Source organism: Streptomyces sp. NPDC029216 (genome assembly GCF_040648015.1).
In the GTDB taxonomy this organism is placed as follows: Bacteria; Actinomycetota; Actinomycetes; order Streptomycetales; family Streptomycetaceae; genus Streptomyces.
Genome location: NZ_JBEZWL010000082.1, coordinates 15,208 through 32,744, shown reverse-complemented (window position 1 = coordinate 32,744; position 17,537 = coordinate 15,208). Strand labels below are relative to the sequence as shown.

The 17,537-nt window shown below is 72.6% G+C and carries 15 protein-coding genes; 6 read left to right on the top strand and 9 right to left on the bottom strand.

From position 1 onward, the window contains the following. From AB0F18_RS25855 to AB0F18_RS25845, 3 genes are all read right to left on the bottom strand, one after another. A partial coding sequence (locus AB0F18_RS25855; protein ID WP_362064595.1) for a phosphoadenosine phosphosulfate reductase family protein occupies positions 1-307 on the bottom strand: 307 nt, incomplete at its 3' end. Between the two features lie 53 nt (positions 308-360). Then, positions 361-906 carry an adenylyl-sulfate kinase gene (gene cysC / locus AB0F18_RS25850; protein ID WP_362064591.1) on the bottom strand — a complete coding sequence of 182 codons (546 nt, stop codon included), beginning with the start codon at positions 904-906 and terminating at the stop codon, positions 361-363. A 26-nt stretch (positions 907-932) separates the two neighbouring features. Further along, a complete protein-coding gene (locus tag AB0F18_RS25845; protein WP_362064593.1) occupies positions 933-1,607 on the bottom strand; it encodes a phosphoadenylyl-sulfate reductase in 675 nt (224 codons plus the stop codon). Positions 1,608-2,001: 394 nt separating this feature from the next. Between AB0F18_RS25845 and AB0F18_RS25840 the strand changes: the two genes are divergently transcribed. The 5 genes from AB0F18_RS25840 to AB0F18_RS25820 all read left to right on the top strand — a co-directional run bounded on the left by AB0F18_RS25840 (position 2,002) and on the right by AB0F18_RS25820 (position 8,456). Then, the gene (locus AB0F18_RS25840; protein ID WP_362064589.1) at positions 2,002-3,684 is read left to right on the top strand and encodes a hypothetical protein; all 1,683 of its coding nucleotides are present in this window, start codon (positions 2,002-2,004) and stop codon (positions 3,682-3,684) included. Continuing rightward, the gene (locus AB0F18_RS25835; protein WP_362064587.1) at positions 3,681-4,859 is read left to right on the top strand and encodes a hypothetical protein; all 1,179 of its coding nucleotides are present in this window, start codon (positions 3,681-3,683) and stop codon (positions 4,857-4,859) included. The genes AB0F18_RS25840 and AB0F18_RS25835 overlap by 4 nt, the downstream gene beginning before the upstream one ends. Before the next feature lie 22 nt (positions 4,860-4,881). After that, the gene (locus AB0F18_RS25830; RefSeq protein ID WP_362064585.1) at positions 4,882-6,591 is read left to right on the top strand and encodes a nitrite/sulfite reductase; all 1,710 of its coding nucleotides are present in this window, start codon (positions 4,882-4,884) and stop codon (positions 6,589-6,591) included. Positions 6,592-6,896: 305 nt separating this feature from the next. Next, the gene (locus AB0F18_RS25825; protein ID WP_362064583.1) at positions 6,897-7,592 is read left to right on the top strand and encodes a 4'-phosphopantetheinyl transferase superfamily protein; all 696 of its coding nucleotides are present in this window, start codon (positions 6,897-6,899) and stop codon (positions 7,590-7,592) included. A 186-nt stretch (positions 7,593-7,778) separates the two neighbouring features. Continuing rightward, positions 7,779-8,456, top strand: coding sequence for a response regulator transcription factor (locus AB0F18_RS25820; protein WP_362064581.1), 678 nt, complete (start codon positions 7,779-7,781; stop codon positions 8,454-8,456). Between the two features lie 69 nt (positions 8,457-8,525). On the opposite strand, the gene AB0F18_RS25815 is transcribed toward AB0F18_RS25820, so the two are convergent. Next, positions 8,526-9,554: a DsbA family protein gene (locus AB0F18_RS25815; RefSeq protein WP_362064579.1), complete on the bottom strand. Its 1,029-nt coding sequence runs from the start codon at positions 9,552-9,554 to the stop codon at positions 8,526-8,528. A gap of 105 nt (positions 9,555-9,659) precedes the next feature. Between AB0F18_RS25815 and AB0F18_RS25810 the strand changes: the two genes are divergently transcribed. Continuing rightward, positions 9,660-10,247 (top strand): TetR/AcrR family transcriptional regulator, encoded by a 588-nt coding sequence (locus tag AB0F18_RS25810; protein ID WP_362064577.1) that lies wholly within the window; start codon positions 9,660-9,662, stop codon positions 10,245-10,247. Here the strand turns inward: AB0F18_RS25810 and AB0F18_RS25805 are convergent. The 5 genes from AB0F18_RS25805 to AB0F18_RS25785 are packed head-to-tail and all read right to left on the bottom strand — an operon-like array spanning position 10,162 to position 17,486. Continuing rightward, the gene (locus AB0F18_RS25805; protein ID WP_362064575.1) at positions 10,162-12,225 is read right to left on the bottom strand and encodes an FAD-dependent oxidoreductase; all 2,064 of its coding nucleotides are present in this window, start codon (positions 12,223-12,225) and stop codon (positions 10,162-10,164) included. The two genes, AB0F18_RS25810 and AB0F18_RS25805, sit on opposite strands and share 86 nt — an antisense overlap. After that, positions 12,226-13,059 carry an SDR family oxidoreductase gene (locus tag AB0F18_RS25800; protein WP_362064573.1) on the bottom strand — a complete coding sequence of 278 codons (834 nt, stop codon included), beginning with the start codon at positions 13,057-13,059 and terminating at the stop codon, positions 12,226-12,228. Continuing rightward, entirely contained in the window at positions 13,056-14,240 is a 1,185-nt protein-coding gene (locus AB0F18_RS25795) for an acyl-CoA dehydrogenase family protein (protein ID WP_362064571.1), read from the bottom strand. The genes AB0F18_RS25800 and AB0F18_RS25795 overlap by 4 nt, the downstream gene beginning before the upstream one ends. Next, positions 14,237-17,188 (bottom strand): 3-phosphoshikimate 1-carboxyvinyltransferase, encoded by a 2,952-nt coding sequence (gene aroA / locus AB0F18_RS25790; protein ID WP_362064569.1) that lies wholly within the window; start codon positions 17,186-17,188, stop codon positions 14,237-14,239. The genes AB0F18_RS25795 and aroA overlap by 4 nt, the downstream gene beginning before the upstream one ends. 43 nt (positions 17,189-17,231) lie before the next feature. Continuing rightward, positions 17,232-17,486 carry an acyl carrier protein gene (locus AB0F18_RS25785; protein ID WP_362064567.1) on the bottom strand — a complete coding sequence of 85 codons (255 nt, stop codon included), beginning with the start codon at positions 17,484-17,486 and terminating at the stop codon, positions 17,232-17,234. Positions 17,487-17,537: the final 51 nt, after the last annotated feature.

The following is a 17,537-nucleotide window of genomic DNA, read 5'->3' as shown; positions in this document are numbered from 1 at the left end:
TCTGCAGCGGGTTGCGGACGCCGTCGGGGCGCTCGCGCAGCGTGCCGGCGTCGATGTATTCCTGGACGGAGGCCACGTGCAGGCGCAGGCCGTGCCGGGCCACCGCACGGTCGCGGTACTCGATGACCTCGGGGAAGTTGTGGCCGGTGTCCACGTGCAGCAGGGCGAAGGGCACCGGCGCCGGCGCGAAGGCCTTGAGCGCCAGGTGCAGCATGACGATGGAGTCCTTGCCGCCGGAGAACAGGATCACCGGCTTCTCGAACTCGCCCGCCACCTCGCGGAAGATGTGCACCGCCTCCGACTCCATCGAGTCCAGGTGGTTCAGTGCCCGTGGGGCCCTGCGGATGGGGATGACGGTGGTCACGCGAGGCCCCTCTGTTCGAGCAGCGCGTGGAGCGCCGCGGCGGATTCCCGGACGGTCTGCGTGTGCGACTCGATCCGCAGGTCCGGGGCCTGCGGTGGCTCGTACGGGTCGTCGACGCCGGTCAGACCGGAGATCTCGCCCGCCGCCTGCCTGGCGTACAGGCCCTTCACGTCACGCTCGGAGCACACCTCGACCGGGGTCGCCACATGGACCTCCAGGTACGGGGTGCCCTCGGCGGCGTGCCGTGCGCGGACCGCGTCGCGGCTGTCGGCGTAGGGCGCGATGACGGGTACGAGCGCCTTCACGCCGTTGCCGGCGAGGAGTCCGGCGACGAAGCCGATCCGCTGCACGTTGGTGTGGCGGTCCTCGCGGCCGAAGCCGAGCCCGGCGGAGAGGAACTCGCGGATCTCGTCGCCGTCGAGGACCTCCACCCGGTGGCCCTCGGCGCGCAGCCGCTCGGCCAGCGCGTAGGCGATGGTGGTCTTGCCCGCGCTGGGCAGACCGGTCAGCCACACCGTCGCCCCCTGGCCGCTCACGCTCATCAGCTCCGTCTCCGTAGGTCGTCTCATCAGCCGTGCAGCCCGCACTCGGTCTTGGCGCGCCCGGCCCAGCGGCCGGCCCGGGCGTCCTCGCCCTCGGCGACCCGGCGGGTGCAGGGGGCGCAGCCGACGGAGGCGTAACCGTCCATCAGCAGCGGGTTCGTCAGCACGCCGTGCTCTGCGACGTAGGCCTCGACGTCGTCCTGGGTCCAGCGGGCGATCGGGGAGATCTTGACCTTCCGCCGCTTCTCGTCCCAGCCGACCACCGGGGTGCCGGCCCGGGTCGGGGACTCGTCGCGGCGCAGGCCCGTCGCCCACGCCGCGTACCCGGTCAGGCCCGCTTCCAGGGGCCTGACCTTGCGCAGGGCGCAGCACAGGTCGGGGTCGCGGTCGTGGAGCCTGGGCCCGTACTGGGCGTCCTGCTCGGCGACCGACTGGCAGGGCCTCAGCGTGAGGAGGTTGACGTCCATCACCGCCTCGACCGCGTCGCGGGTGCCGATGGTCTCCTCGAAGTGGTAGCCCGTGTCCAGGAACACCACGTCGACGCCCGGCATCACCCGGGAGGCGAGGTGGGCGACCACCGCGTCCTCCATCGAGGAGGTCACGCAGAACTTCGCGCCGAAGGTCTCGGCGGCCCAGGTGAGGATCTCCAGCGCGGAGGCGTCCTCCAGCTCCCGGCCCGCCCGCTCGGCCAGCTCTCTCATATCTCCGTGTGCCTGAGTCGTCGTCACCCGGCGGCTCCTTCGAAAAAGGGGAACGCGGCGAACCGGTCAGGGGATTTCCGAGCCGAGATTAGCAATGCCGACGCATAAAACACTGACGGTCCGCTGATCGGGGGTATATTCGGGCCGAATCGGCCATGACAGCCCGCTGACCTGCTCATTCCATCATTTCAGGGTTTTTGTGGGGCGCGGTCAGGGCCCGGTAAGCGGCACATCAGCGGACCGCCAGCACCCCTGTGCGACAGTGACCGGAAATAACGCCGCCGATTCCCCCCACATTCTGCCCGATATCCCCGGAGAGGCACGCGGAGAAATGAGCCTGCAAGGACCGCGCCGAGGAAGGCTGATACGCCGCCTCGCACTCTGTCTGTCGGCGGTGGGACTCACCGCCTCCATGCTGACCGCGGCGGAACCCGCCGCCGCCGGCACGCCGGAGACCTGGACCTCCACCTTCCAGGGCTCGGACGGCGTCACCTACTCGGCGACCAACCACCTGGTGGCCGCCGCCGGCGGTCCGGGCCGGCAGTGGATGCTCGTCTGGTCCGGCCCGGCCAAGCAGCCGGCGCCCGACTTCCTGACCGTCATCGACGCGACCCCGGGCTCCCCCACGTACGGCAAGGTCGCCAACACCGTCACGGTCGGCCCGGGCAACGGCAACGAGCCGCACCACATGCAGTACGTGTGGCACAAGGGCGACCGGATCTACGCCGGCGGCATCATGAGCGACACCACGTTCGTCTTCGACGCGAAGGCCCTGCCCGCGCTGACGATCGCCGGCGTCAACACCGCCGCCGACACCCCCTGCGGCACCCTGCCCGACGCCTACCAGGTGCTGAGCGACGGGACCGCGTACGGGACGTACATGGGCGGCCCGAACGTGACCGGCCCCTGCACCTACACCAACGGCCAGGTGCGGGTCGGCAACGGCGCCGCCGGCTCGCCCGGTGAGATCGTCCGGATCGGCCGGGACGGCAAGACCCTCGCCGAGATCCCGGCCGCGACCGAGGCCGGCGAGGACCCGGCACAGTGCGGCAACGTCCCGGCGCTGCCGGCCGCGACCTGCGCCAACCCGCACGGCGTCGCGGTCCGCGAGGACCTGAACGTCATGGTGGCGAGCGACTTCGCCGAGGCACGCAACTTCATGACGCCGGACTCGGCGCTGAAGGAGAACCTGGCCCGCCAGACCGTCCGCGTCTTCGACATCACCCGGCGCGACGACCCGGTGCTGAAGTCGGTGTCCAAGGTCTCCGACGGGCCGCGCGGGGCGCTGGAGCCGCGGGCCTTCTTCCGCGAGTCCCGTGTGGTCATGGAGACCGCGCTGACCAACCGGCCCGGCCACAAGGGCGCGTTCGTCTCCTCGATGGCCGGCGGCGCCGTCTTCTACACCCCGGACGTCACCGCGCCCGCCCCGCAGTGGAAGGAGGTCTTCGACGACACCACCGCCTACCGGACCTTCCAGGGCGACAAGGGGATCACCGGCAGCGGCGACAACGGCAGCTGGCTGGCCGTCAGCCCCGACGACCGGTTCCTCTTCCACACGGTGATGGGCCAGTCGGTGCCCTACGGCAAGCCGCTCGACGAGACCACGGGCATGGTCTACGTCCTGGACATCCAGAAGCTCCTGGCGGCCGGCGACGGCGCGAAGTGCTCCGTCGACGAGCTCGCCGAGGCCGGCCGCGGCGGGCACGAGCGGGACTGCCCGGAGCTGGTGAGCACCGTCCCGATCCGCGACGTCAGCTCCGGCGGTCCGCACTGGGGCGCCATGGACAACTTCAGGCGCGGCGCCGACGGCGTCTACCGGGAGACCACGCAGGTCAGCCGGATCGCGGTGGCCAACTACTTCGTCGCCGGGTCCTTCGGCGGCGGCGGTGACCACCGGGTGTGCATGTTCGACCTCGACCGGCGCGGCCGGGTGACCCTCGACCGGTCGTTCCGCGACGAGAACACCGGCAAGCCGTGCGTCGGCTTCAACCGCGCCTCCTGGCCGCACGGCGACTACGGCGACGCGCAGCCGCACGGTGTCCTGTTCGTGGTCAGCGACGGCGTCGTCCGCCGGTGAACGCAGTCCTCGCGGCGGCGGTCGTCCTGACCGCCGCCCTGGCGCTGGGCGTGCTGCTGCTCCTGCGCACGCGGCTGCTGGCCCGCCGCTCCGCCGCCACGGCGTACTTCGCCGCGGCGGTGGCGTGCGCGGCCCTGGCGGGGACCCTGGGGGCTCCGGGAGGCGGGACCGCGGTCCCGGCGGCCGGGGGGCCGGTGCTGGGCTCGGTCGGCCTCGGCGGGCAGCAGGTGCCGGTGCTGGTGGTGCCGAACCGGCCCGGGTACAACCTGGTGGCCGTCGCCGCCCCCGGGGCCTCCGCCGGCACCGACCGGGACCGCCTCGCCCGGGGCGGACCCCGGCCCGGTTCGGCGCTGACCTGGGTCCCGGTCGAACTGCCGGCCGGGCCCGGCCGGGTGTGGGTCTCCGCCGGCGGGGCCGTCGCCGCGCTCTCCGTGGACACCGGCCGCGGGGGCGCCGCCCCGGCGCCGGCCGGGCTGCGGGGCGCCGACGGGGCGGAGTGCGCGAGCGCCGCCGCCGGATCGGTGCTGGGCGGCAGCGCGAAGGCCCCGGCCGGCTGCCCCTCCGACTCCCTGACGGAGGCGGACGCGGCCGCGCTGCGGGAGACCGTCGGCTTCCTCGCCGGGCGCGGCACCCGGTCCGTCTCCCTCGTCGAGGACGACTCCCCGCGCGGGCGGGCCGCCGCCGCCGAGGTGCGCGCCGCCGCCGCGGGGGCCGGGATCTCCGTGGGCGCGCCCGGCCCCTCCTCCCGCCGGCCGCTGGTCGTGACCTCCGGCTGGGCGGGCGCCGACGCCGCCGTCCACGACGTCGAGGCCGGCCGCACCGTCGCCGAGGGCACGTACCTCGCGCCCTGGCTGCTGACCGCGCCGCTGCTCTCGCCGAGCGCGGGCCAGCTCATCCCGCTGCGCTACGCCCCCGGCAGCCCGGCGGCGGTGGAGTACGCCGCCGCGCTGGGCGACCGTCTCCCCGGCGAGGTGCCCAGCGCCGCCGGGTACCAGGCCTGGCGCGAGGCCCGCGGAACGGCGGGCCCCGCGCCCGCGAAGCTCTACGCCGCCGCCGTGCTGTACGTACCCGGCAGCGGGGGCGCGGGCGGAGGCGGCGGCCACCACCACGGCGGGTCCGCGAGCTGGCTGCCCAGCGGAATGATCGTCCCGGTAGCGGGCCTCGGCACCACCTGACGACCCGACAAGGAGCAGGACCATGACGGAAACAGTCGCGGCGCCGCCGGTCCGGACCGCCCGGTCCGCGCGCCCCGCCGCCGCCCGGCGCCCCGAGGGACAGTGGGCGCTGGGCGAGCGCGAACCGCTCAACGCCAACGAGGAGTTCAAGGCGGTCGAGGACCCCCTCCTCGTGCGCGAACGCATCGAACGGGTCTACTCCCGCGAGGGCTTCGCCAGTATCGACCCCGACGACCTGCGCGGCCGGATGCGCTGGTGGGGCCTGTACACGCAGCGCAAGCCCGGCATCGACGGCGGCAGGACCGGCTCGCTCGCCCCGGAGGAGCTGGAGGACGAGTACTTCATGATGCGGGTGCGCAGCGACGGCGGCACCCTCGACGCCGCCCAGCTGCGGGCGATCGCCGACGTCTCGATGCGCTTCGGCCGCAACACCGCGGACATCACCGACCGGCAGAACGTCCAGCTGCACTGGGTGCGGATCGAGGACGTGCCGGCGATCTGGCGGCGGCTGGAGGAGGTCGGCCTGTCGACGACCGAGGCGTGCGGGGACTGCCCGCGCGTCATCGTCGGCAGCCCGGTCGCGGGGGTCGGCGCCGACGAGGTGCTCGACGCGACCCCGGCCGTACGGGAGATCGCCGCCCGCTACGTGGGCGACCCCTCCCTCTCCAACCTGCCGCGCAAGTACAAGTCGGCGGTGTCCTGGCTGCCGGACATCCCGTACGAGATCAACGACCTGGCCTTCCTCGGCGCGGTCCACCCCGAGCACGGGCCGGGCTTCGGCATGTGGGTGGGCGGCGGCCTGTCGACGGTGCCGATCCTGGCGCAGCACGTCGGGGTGTGGGTGCCGTTGGCCGACGTCCCGGACGTGTGGGTGGCGGTGGCCCGGCTGTTCCGCGACTACGGGTACCGGCGGCTGCGCGGCCGGGCCCGGCTGAAGTTCCTGGTGGCCGACTGGGGCGTGGAGAAGTTCCGCCGCGTCCTGGAGGAGGAGTACCTGGGCCGGCCCCTCCTCGACGGCCCGGCCCCCTCGCTGCCCCCGGCCCCGATCGACCACATCGGCGTACACCCGCAGCGGGACGGCCTGTCGTACGTCGGGGCCGCACCGGTCGCCGGCCGCCTCTCGGGCACCAAGCTCGCGGCCCTGGCCGACCTGGCCGAATCCCACGGCAGCGGCCGGGTGCGCCTGACCCCGTACCAGAAGCTGCTGGTCCTGGACGTGGCCGACCCGGAACCGCTCATCGCGGACCTCGCGGAGATCGGCCTCCAGGCCCGCCCCTCCCCCTGGCGCCGCAACACGATGGCCTGCACGGGGATCGAGTACTGCAAGCTGGCGATCGTCGAGACGAAGGAACGGGCGGCGACGCTGGTGGCGGAACTGGAGAAGCGGCTGGCGGGCGAGGAGACGCCGCCCTCCCTCAACATCAACGTCAACGGCTGCCCCAACTCCTGCGCCCGCACCCAGGTCGCCGACATCGGCCTGAAGGGCCAGCTGGTCGCGGACGAGGACGGCCGGCAGGTGGAAGGCTTCCAGGTCCACCTGGGCGGCACCCTCTCGCTCGCCGCGGACCAGGAGGGCGGCTTCGGCAAGAAGCTCCGTGGCCTGAAAACGACGGCGGCGGACCTCCCGGACTACGTGGAACGCCTCACCCGCGCCTACCTGGCGGGCCGCACGTCCCCCTCGGAGCCCTTCGCGTCCTGGGTGGCCCGCTGCGACGAGTCCGCCCTCGTATAGCCCCGCACACCCGACGGCGGCCCGGCGGAACCTCCGCCGGGCCGCCTCGCCGTTCCCGGGGAGGGGGCCGGGGATTAAAAAAGATACTCGGTTCTTTTTTATTCATGACGCCGAAACATATTGGCGCGCTTTGCACGTCGCGGCTGAAAAGAGGGGAGGTGGCGAAATTTTTTCCTTGCATGGCTCTAGCATTCATTCGTACGATCATGGCAATGCGCCATTCTTGCTCAACGGGGGAGTTGCATGGTGAGGCACCTTGACAGTGCACCATCCGTTGTTGACGACCGATCGAGGCTGGGACCCCGATGACGGGCGTACCGGAACTCGGCCCCCGGCTGCGGGTCTGGTCCGGTCAGTCGGCCGACACATTCGAAACGGATGACCTCGACCTCCTCCAGCCGGAGGAGCGGACCAGATACACGTCCTTTCGCGACGGGATCCGAGGGACCCGCTACGCGGCCGCGCACATCGCGGTCCGCCGACACCTGGGCGAGCTGCTGAACTGCGACGCCGGCGAGATCCGCTTCGGCCGGTACGCCTGTCCGGGCTGCGGCAGCCCACACCACGGCCGCCCCTTCATCCGGACACCGCGGACGTCCTGGGAGCTGAGCCTGTCCAGGTCCGGCCCCTACTGGCTGTGCGCGGTGGCCGACGGGATGCGGGTCGGTGCCGACATCGAGGTCCTGCGGCCGGTGAATGTCGCACAGTTCACCGGCGCGGTCCTGACCGACGGCGAGCTCTCGTACATGGCGGGACTGCCCGCCGAGCGGATGCAGGCGGAGTTCATCCGCTGCTGGACCAGGAAGGAAGCCGTGGCCAAGGCGACCGGAATCGGCATCGAGGCGGCGCTGAGCAGCCTCGACGTCGCACCGGCGCAACCTCGCGCGGTGGTCCGGCACGGCGTCGCCGGCTGCCCAGCCGACACGTGGGTGGTGCAGGACCTGCCCGCAGGCCCCGACCACTTCTGCGCCGTCGCGTTTCCCGCCGCGTACGGCTCCTGATCCGGCGCCCGGGCCGGATCCGACTCTTCTCACCCCTGAACGCATCACCCGACGGCCCCCCACCCGATGGGTCGCTGACCCATGCCCGTGATCGTCTCTGTCGTGTCAGCCCCCGTTGATCCCCTGTTGATGCTCACCGGAGTACACCGGCGGGGTCTGACACTTCCCTTATTCAAAGGAGTGCAAATGGGAGCTCAGCCGAGCGGCTCAGGGCTGCACGTCGCCCTGCTAATCCAGAACACCATTCACCGCTACGGAATTGAGGGCATGATCCGCTCCCTCCACGGAATCAGCTCGATCCGCTGCTCCGACGTCGGCGTCGCGGATCTCAGAATGTGGGACGGGCAGCAGTTCGATGCGATCCTGGCTTCTTCGGACGATCTCGCCACCGACGACGCGCGCGAAGCCGTGCGCGAACTCTCCTGCCGAGGCATGAGGGTGCTCCTCCTCGTCGACGGCCCGGACGGGCTCGACGTGCCCTGGCTGGCGCACAGCGGGGCGCAGGGGTACGTCGACTGGACCGGGCTGGAGCCGCGGATCCTCGCCGATGCGGTCGCGGACGTCATGGCGGGCAAGTTCTACGTGTCGGCCACGCTGGCCCGGCGGCTGCTCGGCCGGGCCGGCCCGAACTCGATCGGCAGCGCGCAGCCCTGGGGTCCCGCCGGAGCCGCGCTGACACCGCGTGAACTCCAGGTGCTCCGGCTGGTGGCGGAGGGGCTGAGCAATAAGCAGGTCTCGCGCCAGCTGCAGATTTCGGAGCACGGGGTGAAGCGGCTCGTGGGCAATGTGCTGGCGAAGCTGAACTGCCCGAACCGCACGCTCGCCGTCGTCCGGGCGATGGAGGACGGCCTTCTGGCGGTCTGAGCGTTCGGGCCGGCGGGGGATGGATGTGCGGACAACGGCGTCCGGCACCCCTCCGCTCGGACCGCACGCTCAGACACCGGCCTGGGCCAGGACGCCGACGTACTCGGGGTCCGGGTTCAGCGCGGCGGCGATCCGCAGGTGGACCCTGGCGTCCTCCTGGCGGCTCTGCCGCAGCAGACACCGGCCGAGCATGAACTGCGCGTAGTCGTCGGCCGGGTCGGCCTCGACGATCCGTCGTAGGAGTCCTTCGGCCCGCCCCAGCTGCGCCGTGGCGAAACAGCAGCGTGCGGTCAGCAGCAGAACGGCGGAGTCCTGCGCGTACTCGCCGGGCAGCGAGCGGAGCACCCGCAGCGCTTCCAACGGCTCGCGTGCCCGGAGCAGTCGGTCCGCGGACCTGAACGTCTCCACGGGGTCCCGCACCAGCGGGTCCGCCGGGACGGCCCCGGGCGGCTGCTCCGCGGCGAGCCCCGGTTCGGTGCGCAGGACCTCGGCGGCGTCGCGGAGGAAGCCGAGGATCACCTCCGGGTCCTGCGCTCCGGCGAGGGCGCGCCGCCCGACCACGATCGTGGGTGCCGCGGTGATCCCGTCAGCCGCGCCCCGCGCGGACTCCGCGCGCACCTGCGCCCCGCCCTCTCCCGCCGCCAGGGCCTCGCCGGCCCGGCTGAAGCCGGCCGCCTCCGCGGCGGCGACCAGGACGGCGGGGTCGCCCAGGTTCTCCCCCCGGACGAAGTGCGCGCGCAGCAGCTCGGACTTCACGGCGTCCTGGAGGACGTTCCCGCCGTGCCGGCGCGCCAGTGCCTCAAAGGTGTTCACCCGCCACCGCGGGCGCCAGGCGAATCCGGGCCCTTCCGCCTCGGCCAGTTCCGCCAGGAAGGAGTCGCGCGTCCCGGCGTCGTGCAGTTCGGCGCGACGCCGGGCCGTCTCCTCGTCACGTGGCACGGCGGTCCGCGGGGCCAGCGGGTCGACCTGGTAGGGGAGCCAGATCACCTCCGGCCGCTCCCGCCCCTCGGCCTCCCACAGGTCCAGGGCCCGGTGCAGGCGGTGCCTGCCGAGGAAACACCAAGGACAGGTCGTGTCGGCCCAGACTTCGATGTGCACGGTTGACCTCCCGGCCGGCGCCTCCGGCGGCTCCACAGCCCAGCCGCCATTATGCAACATGTGTTGCTTATCCATTTCCACGTCGTTCAGGGGTAGTCTGAGGACGTGTTCGAACCGACTGCAGAGACCTCGGGAAGCCGCGTCGACCCTCGGGTGCTCCGGACGCGTGCGCTGCTGCGCACGGCCGCGCTGGAACTGGCATCGGAGCGGGACGCCGACACCATCACGATGGCCGACATCGCGGAACGTGCCACCGTCAACCGGGCCACTGTCTACCAGCACTACAAGGACCGGGACGAACTGCTGCTCGCCGCCATGGAGGGCGAGATCTCCGGTCTCGCCCGCGCGGCCGCGCGCTGCCCGCTCGCCTACCCGCCGGACCGGATGCCCGCCGAACTCGTCGAGCTGTTCCGGCACGTGGAGTCGAACGCCACCCTCTACCAGCGGATGCTCGGGCCGACCGGTACCGCCCGGTTCGTCAACCGCCTGCGCGACCTGATCGCCGACGAGGTGACGGCCCAGCTGAGCGAACCGTCCGACCGGCCTGCCGGGGCGCTGCCGGCCGATCTGCGTGCGCACTACCTCGCCGGTGCCGTCGTCGGCCTGATCACCCAGTGGCTGACGAGGGCGGACCGGCTGTCCGCCGAGGCCGTGGCGGCCGTCGCGTGGGAGGGACTGCGACGAGCCTCCTGAAGTCGCCGGCGCGGACCGCTTCGGCGCCCAGCGCGTGCGCGGCCCGCATGCCCTCCTCCACCGCCCGGACGGCGTTCAGGCCACGGGCATCGGCCGCGCCGCCCGCCGCCCGGTACGGGACGCCCGCCGCGTCCAGCACCGGGCGCAGCGCGTCCACCGGTGACTGCCCCGCCGCGACGACCACCGAGTCGGCCGGGACGAGCCGCCCGGCTCCGTCGGCGTCCCGCAGCAGGACCCCCTCCGGCAGGATGGCGCCGTACCGCACGCCGGTCAGCCAGTTCGTCCCGTGGCGACGCAGCTCGGCGAGCACGGCCCATCGCGTACTGCGGCCCATGCCGTCGCCGATCCGTCCCGAGCGGCGCAGGAGGCACACCTCGTGCTTCCGGCCGGCCAGGAGGTGCGCCAGGTCGACCGCGATGCCGCCGCCGCCGATCACGGCCACCCGCCGTCCGAGCTCCTCGGGGTGCCTGAAGGCGCGCTGGTAGTCGACCACGTGCGGCAGGTGTTCCCCGGGCAGGCCGGCCGGACGCGGAGTGACTCCGGTGGCCAGCAGCACCCCGTCGAACCCGCGGAGCAGGGCGCGGTCGGCGGCGTCGACCGGTCGGTTCAGATGGACCGTCACGCCGAGCCTGCGCAGCTCGGCCGCGAAATACCGAACGGTCTCCCCGAAGTCCGCCTTGCCCGGGACGAGCCGTGCGAGACGGAACTGGCCGCCCAGCCCGTCCCCGGCCTCGAAGAGCTCGACCCGGTGGCCGGCCGCGGCCAGCGCCCTGGCCCCCTCAAGGCCGGCCGGTCCCCCGCCGACCACCGCCAGCCGGGCGGGTCCGGAGCGTCTGCGCACCGGCTGCGGCGGCGGGAACTCCAGCTCCCGGCCGGCCCGGGGATTGACCAGGCAGGAGACCGGATCGTCGCCCAGCGAACGGTCGATGCACGCCTCGTTGCAGGCGATACAGAGGTTGGTCACCGGCCCTCCCGGGCGCCGCGCCTTGCGGACGATCTCCGGGTCCGCCAGGAAGGGCCGCGCCATCGAGACGTAGTCCGCCTGCCCGGCGGCCAGTACCCGTTCGGCGAGCTCCATCCGGTTGATCCGGTTGGAAGCGATCACCGGCGTCTGCAGACCCGCTGCCCGCAGGGCGCGCCGGATCCGGGCGGTGTGCCCGGTCCACGCGCCGGGTCGCACCAGAGCCTGCACGGTCGGTACCCGCGATTCGTGCCAGCCCACGCCGACGTTCAGCGCATCGGCCCCGGCCCGTGCCAGCTCGACGGCGAAATCCCGTACCTCCTCCGGGGAGCTGGAGCCGGGCATCAGGTCCGTGCCCGAGATCCGGAAGAGCACCGGGAAACCGGGGCCGACCGCGGCGCGTACGGCGGCCATGACGGCGAGGGGGAACCTCATCCGCCGGGCGGCGTCCCCACCCCAGGCGTCGTCCCGCAGGTTGGTCAGCGGAGACAGGAACTGGTTGAGCAGGTAGCCCTCGGAGGCCATCACCTCGACCGCGTCGAAGCCCAGCGCCTTCGCCTGGAGCGCGCCGTCGGCGAAATGGCCGATCACCTCCCGGATCTGCTCGTCATCGAGCGCCGCCGGGGGTTCCCCGCCGAACCGTCCGGCCACCGCGGACGGTGCCACGGGGGTGTGTCCCGTGGCCCTTCGCGTGGTGTACCGGCCGGCGTGGAAGAGCTGCAGTGCGATCCGGCCGCCCTCCCGGTGGACCGCCTGGGCCCAGGCCGCCAGGGCGGGGTGCCGGGCGGGGTCGTCGATCCTGGCGTAGAGCCGTCCGCCCGAGCCCTCCGGACTGACGGCGCAGCCACCGGTGATGATGAGGCCGGCGCCACCCCGGGCCCGCTCCGCGTAGAAGGCCGCCATCGCGGCGCCGCCGTCCTCGCGGGCCTCCAGGTTGAGGTGCATGGCTCCCATGACGATCCGGTTGGCGACCCGCAGCCCGCCCAGTGAGCCCGGACGGAAGGCGTGCTCCAGCACCTACGCCTCCCCCGTGGGCCGATCGCCCAGGGTGAGCGGCGCCGAGGTGTCGGCGAAGAACGGCGGGGCGACCACGCTCAGCCCGCCGTCCACCACCAGCGTCTGGCCCGTGATGTACTCGGAGCCCGGCGAGAGCAGGAAGGCGATGGCCTCGGCCACTTCCTCCACCGAGCCGGGACGCCCCTTCGGGATGCGATCGAGCACCGTGGCCATGTCGGCCATCCCCGGCACGCCGTAGAAGTAGTCCAGGGAGTCGGAGTCGATCAGGCCGCCGTTGACCGCGTTCACGTTGATGCCGTACGGGGCGAACTCCAGGGCCATGTACCGGACCCATGACTCGATGGCGGCCTTCATCGAGCCGAGCGCGGCGTAGGTGGGGTAGGCGCGGATGCTGCCGTAGCTGGACAGGGCCACGATCCGCCCGCCGGCGTCCATCAGCCGGACCGCCTGCTGCGCGCCGAGCACGAACGGCCGCAGGTTCATGGCGTAGGTGCGGTCCAGATGGTGCGGCTTCAGGTCGAGGATGTTCTTGAAGGCGCCGGCCGCGGCGTTGGAGACGAAGTGGTCCAGCCGGCCGAACTCGTCCTTGACCACGGCGAAGAGGCTCTCCACGCCTTCCACGGTCTCGACGTCGGCCTGGACCGCGAGGCCGCGGCCCCCGGCCTCCTCCAGGTCGGCCACCGTCTTTTCGGCGAGGTCGGCGTTCTTCTTGTAGTTCACCACCACGGTGGCCCCGCCCCGGCCGAGGGTGAGCGCGAGGGCCCGCCCGATGCCGCGGGAGGCGCCGGTGATCAACGCCACCTTGTCCTGGAAACGCGTGCCCTGCGAGGTCATCGGGCCGACTCCGTCCGGTTCAGGAGCTCGCGGAAGACCACGGTCTTCTGGATCTCGTTGGTGCCCTCCTCGAAGCGCTGGGCGCGGGCGTCCCGGTAGACCCGCTCGATCGCACTGCTCTTCCAGTACCCCGACCCGCCGTGCACCTGGAGGGCCTTGTCGCTGACCCGGCCGAGCATGTCGACCGCCGTCATCTTGGCCATCGACGAAAGCATCGGGGCGTCGTCCTCCCCGGCCTCCCAGCGGCGGGCCGCGTGCAGGGTGAGCTGCTTGGCCGCCTCGATGTCCGCCTCGTTCTCGGCCAGCATGAACTGGAGTGCCTGACGCGAGGTCAGCGGCCGTCCGAAGGTCACCCGGTTGCGGGCGTACTCCAGCGCCAGTTCCTGGGCACGGCGGGCCAGCCCCACGCAGCTCATCGCGACCGAGATCCGTGAGGGGGTCAGGAACCCGCCCAACGCGACCATGAGTCCGTCCCCTTCGGCGCCGAGCCGGTTGGCCACCGGGACCGGCGTCCGGTCGAAGGTCAGCCGGGCGTGGTCCGTGCCGGTGACGCCCATGGTCTGCGAGGTGTCCTCGACGGTCACCCCGGCCGCGTCCCGCGGCACCATGAGGGCGACGGTGCCCTCGTGTCCGGTGCTGCCGGCCAGCCGCGCGGCGAGGAGCCAGTAGTCGCACCGCACGCCGAAGGTGATGAGGTGCTTGGCGCCGGTCAGGTAGTACGTGTCGCCCTCGCGGACGACGCTGGAGCGGATGTCGGCGCCGGAGCCGGCGTCCGGCTCGGTCAGTGTGAAGGCGACCTTCAGCCGGCCGGAGATGGAGGGCAGGACGAACCGCTCCCGCTGTTCGGGCGTGGCGAACCGGTCCATCGCGCGCCAGGTGCCGTTGACGACGTGGACCACCATCCGCAGCGAGCCGTGGGAGCGGGAGAACAGCTCCATCAGGTCCATCCACTGGACGAAGGAGACGCCGCGCCCGCCGTACTCGCGCGGAGCGGCCAGCGAGAGGTAGCCGCGCTCCCGCAGCTCGCTCCAGAGCTCCTCGGGGACCGTGCCGGTGCTCTCGATCCGGTGGGCCCACTCTTCGGCGGGTCCCGCCACGTACGCGGCGATCTCGGCCCGCAGCTGCTCGAACTCGGCCGGTGCGATGCCCGGCGCCGCCGTTGCGACCTCGGTGATGCTCATGCCTTCTGCTCCTCGACGGGGGGCGGGCAAAGGGACTCGGCCCACTGCCTGAGAACGAACTTCTGGACCTTGCCGGCCGGATTGCGGGGCAGCCGGTCGACCAGCTCCAGCCGTTCCGGCCAGTAGTGCTTGGAGACCTGGTGGTGGTCCAGGTACTTGCGGACCGCTTCCAGATCGAGGTCGGCTCCGTCGACGAGAGCCGCGAAGGCGCAGGCGCGTTCGCCGAGCCGCTCGTCCGGTGTGCCGACCACGGCGACCTCGTCCACCGAGGGGTGCTGGTGCAGCAGTTCCTCGATCTCGGCGACGGGGACCTTCTCCCCGCCCCGGTTGATCACGTCCTTGACCCGGCCCGTGATCCGGACGTAGCCGTCGGGGTCGATGACGGCGAGGTCGCCGGTCCGGTACCAGCCGTCGGCCGTCCACGCCTCGGCCGTCAGGTCGGGACGGTCCAGGTATCCCACGAAACTGGTCGGGGAGCGGACCTCGAAGTTGCCCTCACGGTCTGCCGGGAGCACGCGTCCGGCGTCGTCGGTCACCCTGAGCCCGACCCCGGGCATGGCCCGGCCGTCGGTGCCCCACACCTTCCCGGCGGGGTCGTCCGGCGCGGAGAGCGACCCCAGGCACGTCTCCGTGGTGCCGAACGCCCCGCAGACGGAGGTGCCGAGGACGGCTGTGGCACGTTCGGCCAGGCTGCGGGGCAGCGCCGCTCCGGCCACGACGACGGTCCGCAGCGTCTGCGGGGTCCTGCCCTCCGCCTCGACCTCCTTGAGGAGGTCGGCCAGGAAGGGCGTCGCCGCCTGGACGAAGGTGGCGCCGTGCTTGAAGACGGCCTGCAACGCGGTGCGCGGGTTCCAGTGCGCCTGCACCAGCTGGGGCACTCCCAGCGTGACGGCCAGCCACATCCCGTACAGGAATCCTGTCTGGTGAGCCAGGGGGGATGGGATGAAGACCACGTCACGGTCGTCCAGTCCGAGCCGTTCGGCCTGTAGCCGGACGGCATGGTCGAGGGTGTCGTGCCGGTGCAGGACGCCCTTGGGCTCACCCGTGGTGCCGGAGGTGAAGAGCAGCTGCGCGAGGGCGTCGGGGGCCGGCTGCCGGGCGGCGAGCGCATCGGGGTCGACGTGCGCGGCGGCGGTCGCGGCGCCCCAGTCGTACCAGGCCGGTCCGTCGCCGTCGGCGGGGAGCTCCACCGGTCCCCCGTCGGCCGCGACGACGGCCACGTGGCGGACCCGGGCTCGGCCCGCCACGTCCTCGGCGAACCAGGAGGCCGTTTCCCGGCGGTGGTCCCGGTTGCGGAAGCGGTCCGCGATCAGCAGCACGCGCGCGCCGGACCGGCGGAGCGCGAAGGCCATCTCCCTCTGGCGGAGGATCGGCATGAGCGGGCAGCAGACGGCCCCGATCCGCAGAGCGGCGAGCGAGACCTCCACGAACTGCGCCCAGTTGGGGAGCTGGTAGGCCACCGCTTCACCGGGCTGGACGCCGAGGGCCAGCAGTGTCGCGGCTGCTCGGTCGACCCGCTCGTCCAGCTCCCGCCAGGTGATCTCGGCGTCGTACCCGTCCCGCACGTCCACCAGGGCGGTGCCGTCCGGGCGGTGGACGGCCCAGTGCCGCAGCCGCTCGGGCAGGGAGGCGGGCGGGGCGACGGCGGGTCCCGGCTCGACGGACAGCCGCAGGCCCAGGCCGGTCAGGTCTTCGAGGAATCCCGGGTAGGAGATCCGGTACGCCATCGGGTAGGTGAGCGTGGTGACTCCGTGCGCCCTGGTCCCGGCGAGGGCGAGCGACATCAGGACCCGGTGGTCGTTGTAGGAGGAGACCCGCGCGCCCGTGAGGGTCTTCACCCCGCGCACGCGCAGCCGGTCGCCCTCGATGGTGAGGTCGGCGCCCATGGCGTTCAGCTGGAGCATGGCGGCGACCCGGTCGGACTCCTTGAGCCGGACGTGCCCGATGTGCTCGAAGACGGTCTCCCCTTCGGCCAGGGCGGCGAGGGTGGAGAGTACCGGGAGCATGTCCGGGACCTCCCGGCAGTCCACGGTGGTGCCGCGCAGCGGGGTTCCGTCATGACGGATCCGGACCCCGCCGGCCTGCCGGTCGACCGTCATCGGCACGCCCATGCGCCGGACGACGTCGAGGAAGCCGGTCTCGGGGTGGTCGGCCGCGTCCCCGTCGAGCCGGGACATCCCGCGGAGCAGGACGTCCGAGGGGTGGAGGGCGGCGGCCGCGATCCCGAAGGCGGCGGAGCCGAGGTCCGGCGGCAGGGTCAGGTCGGTCGGCCGGGCGTTCTGCCCGGGGGCGACGTCGAACCGTCGCCAGTCGTCGGACACCGTGACGTGAAGTCCGAAGCGGCGCATCATCGCCACCGTCAGCTCCACGTACGGGCGCTCGTTCAGCTCGCCTTCCACCTCGACGACGGTGGGGCCGGAGGCGAACGGCGCGAGCAGGATCAGCCCCGAGATCCACTGCGACAGCGTGCCGGGTATCACCACCCGGCCCCCGGTGGGCCGTCCCGGGGTCAGGTGCACGGGCGGGCAGCCGTCCGCGGAGTCCAGCCGGACCCCCAGGGTGCGCAGTGCGTCGAGCAGCGGGCCCAGCGGCCTGCGGCGGAAGTACTTCTGGCCGGTCACGGTGACGGGAGACTCCGCCAGCGAGGCGAGGCCGAGCATGAAGTACATGGTGGTGCCGGAGCTGCCGGCCGAGACGCTCTGCCGGCGCGGCCGGTAACGGCCGCCCCGGACGACGTACGTGTCGCCCTCGATGGTGATCCGGGTGCCGAGGTCGCGCAGGAGGCGGATGGTGTACTGCACGTGGCGGGCGTCCGAGACGCCCTTGATCCGGCTGGTGCCCTCGGCGAGCGAGGCGAGGATCAGCGCGCGGTGCGCGTGGTACTTGGAGCTGGGGACCAGCAGCTCGCCCTGCAGCGGCTTTCTGGTCGGCCTGACCATGAGATGCATGAACTGCCTTTCCGGCTCGGCAAGTCGGGACGGGGGCGGCCGGTCAGGCCGGGATCTCACCGCGTTCGAGGTAGGCGACGGCCCTGCCGACGGTGGTGAGCTGTTCGAACACGCTGTTGGGCACCTCGGTTCCGAAGCGCCGCTGAACCAGGACGAACAGTGATACGACGGCCAGCGAGTCCAGGCCGAGGTCCTCGGTGAACGAGCTCTCCGGCGTGACCTCCTCGGCCGGAACCTCGGCGACCTCGTCGAGGATGTCCTTGAGGATCTGCAGGGTGTCGCTCTGCACAGCGGTCATGATCGGTCTCCTTGGTCGGAAGGGGCCGGCGCGGTGGTGGCCGGTACGGGC

What these genes read in the sequence shown, in the direction of transcription:
- cysC (WP_362064591.1), bottom strand. Translation starts at nt 906, where the DNA reads ATGAGCGTGAGCGGCCAGGGGGCGACGGTGTGGCTGACCGGTCTGCCC.
- AB0F18_RS25845 (WP_362064593.1), bottom strand. Translation starts at nt 1,607, where the DNA reads ATGAGAGAGCTGGCCGAGCGGGCGGGCCGGGAGCTGGAGGACGCCTCC.
- AB0F18_RS25830 (WP_362064585.1), top strand. Translation starts at nt 4,882, where the DNA reads ATGACGGAAACAGTCGCGGCGCCGCCGGTCCGGACCGCCCGGTCCGCG.
- AB0F18_RS25825 (WP_362064583.1), top strand. Translation starts at nt 6,897, where the DNA reads ATGACGGGCGTACCGGAACTCGGCCCCCGGCTGCGGGTCTGGTCCGGT.
- AB0F18_RS25820 (WP_362064581.1), top strand. Translation starts at nt 7,779, where the DNA reads ATGGGAGCTCAGCCGAGCGGCTCAGGGCTGCACGTCGCCCTGCTAATC.
- AB0F18_RS25800 (WP_362064573.1), bottom strand. Translation starts at nt 13,059, where the DNA reads ATGACCTCGCAGGGCACGCGTTTCCAGGACAAGGTGGCGTTGATCACC.
- AB0F18_RS25795 (WP_362064571.1), bottom strand. Translation starts at nt 14,240, where the DNA reads ATGAGCATCACCGAGGTCGCAACGGCGGCGCCGGGCATCGCACCGGCC.
- aroA (WP_362064569.1), bottom strand. Translation starts at nt 17,188, where the DNA reads ATGCATCTCATGGTCAGGCCGACCAGAAAGCCGCTGCAGGGCGAGCTG.
- AB0F18_RS25785 (WP_362064567.1), bottom strand. Translation starts at nt 17,486, where the DNA reads ATGACCGCTGTGCAGAGCGACACCCTGCAGATCCTCAAGGACATCCTC.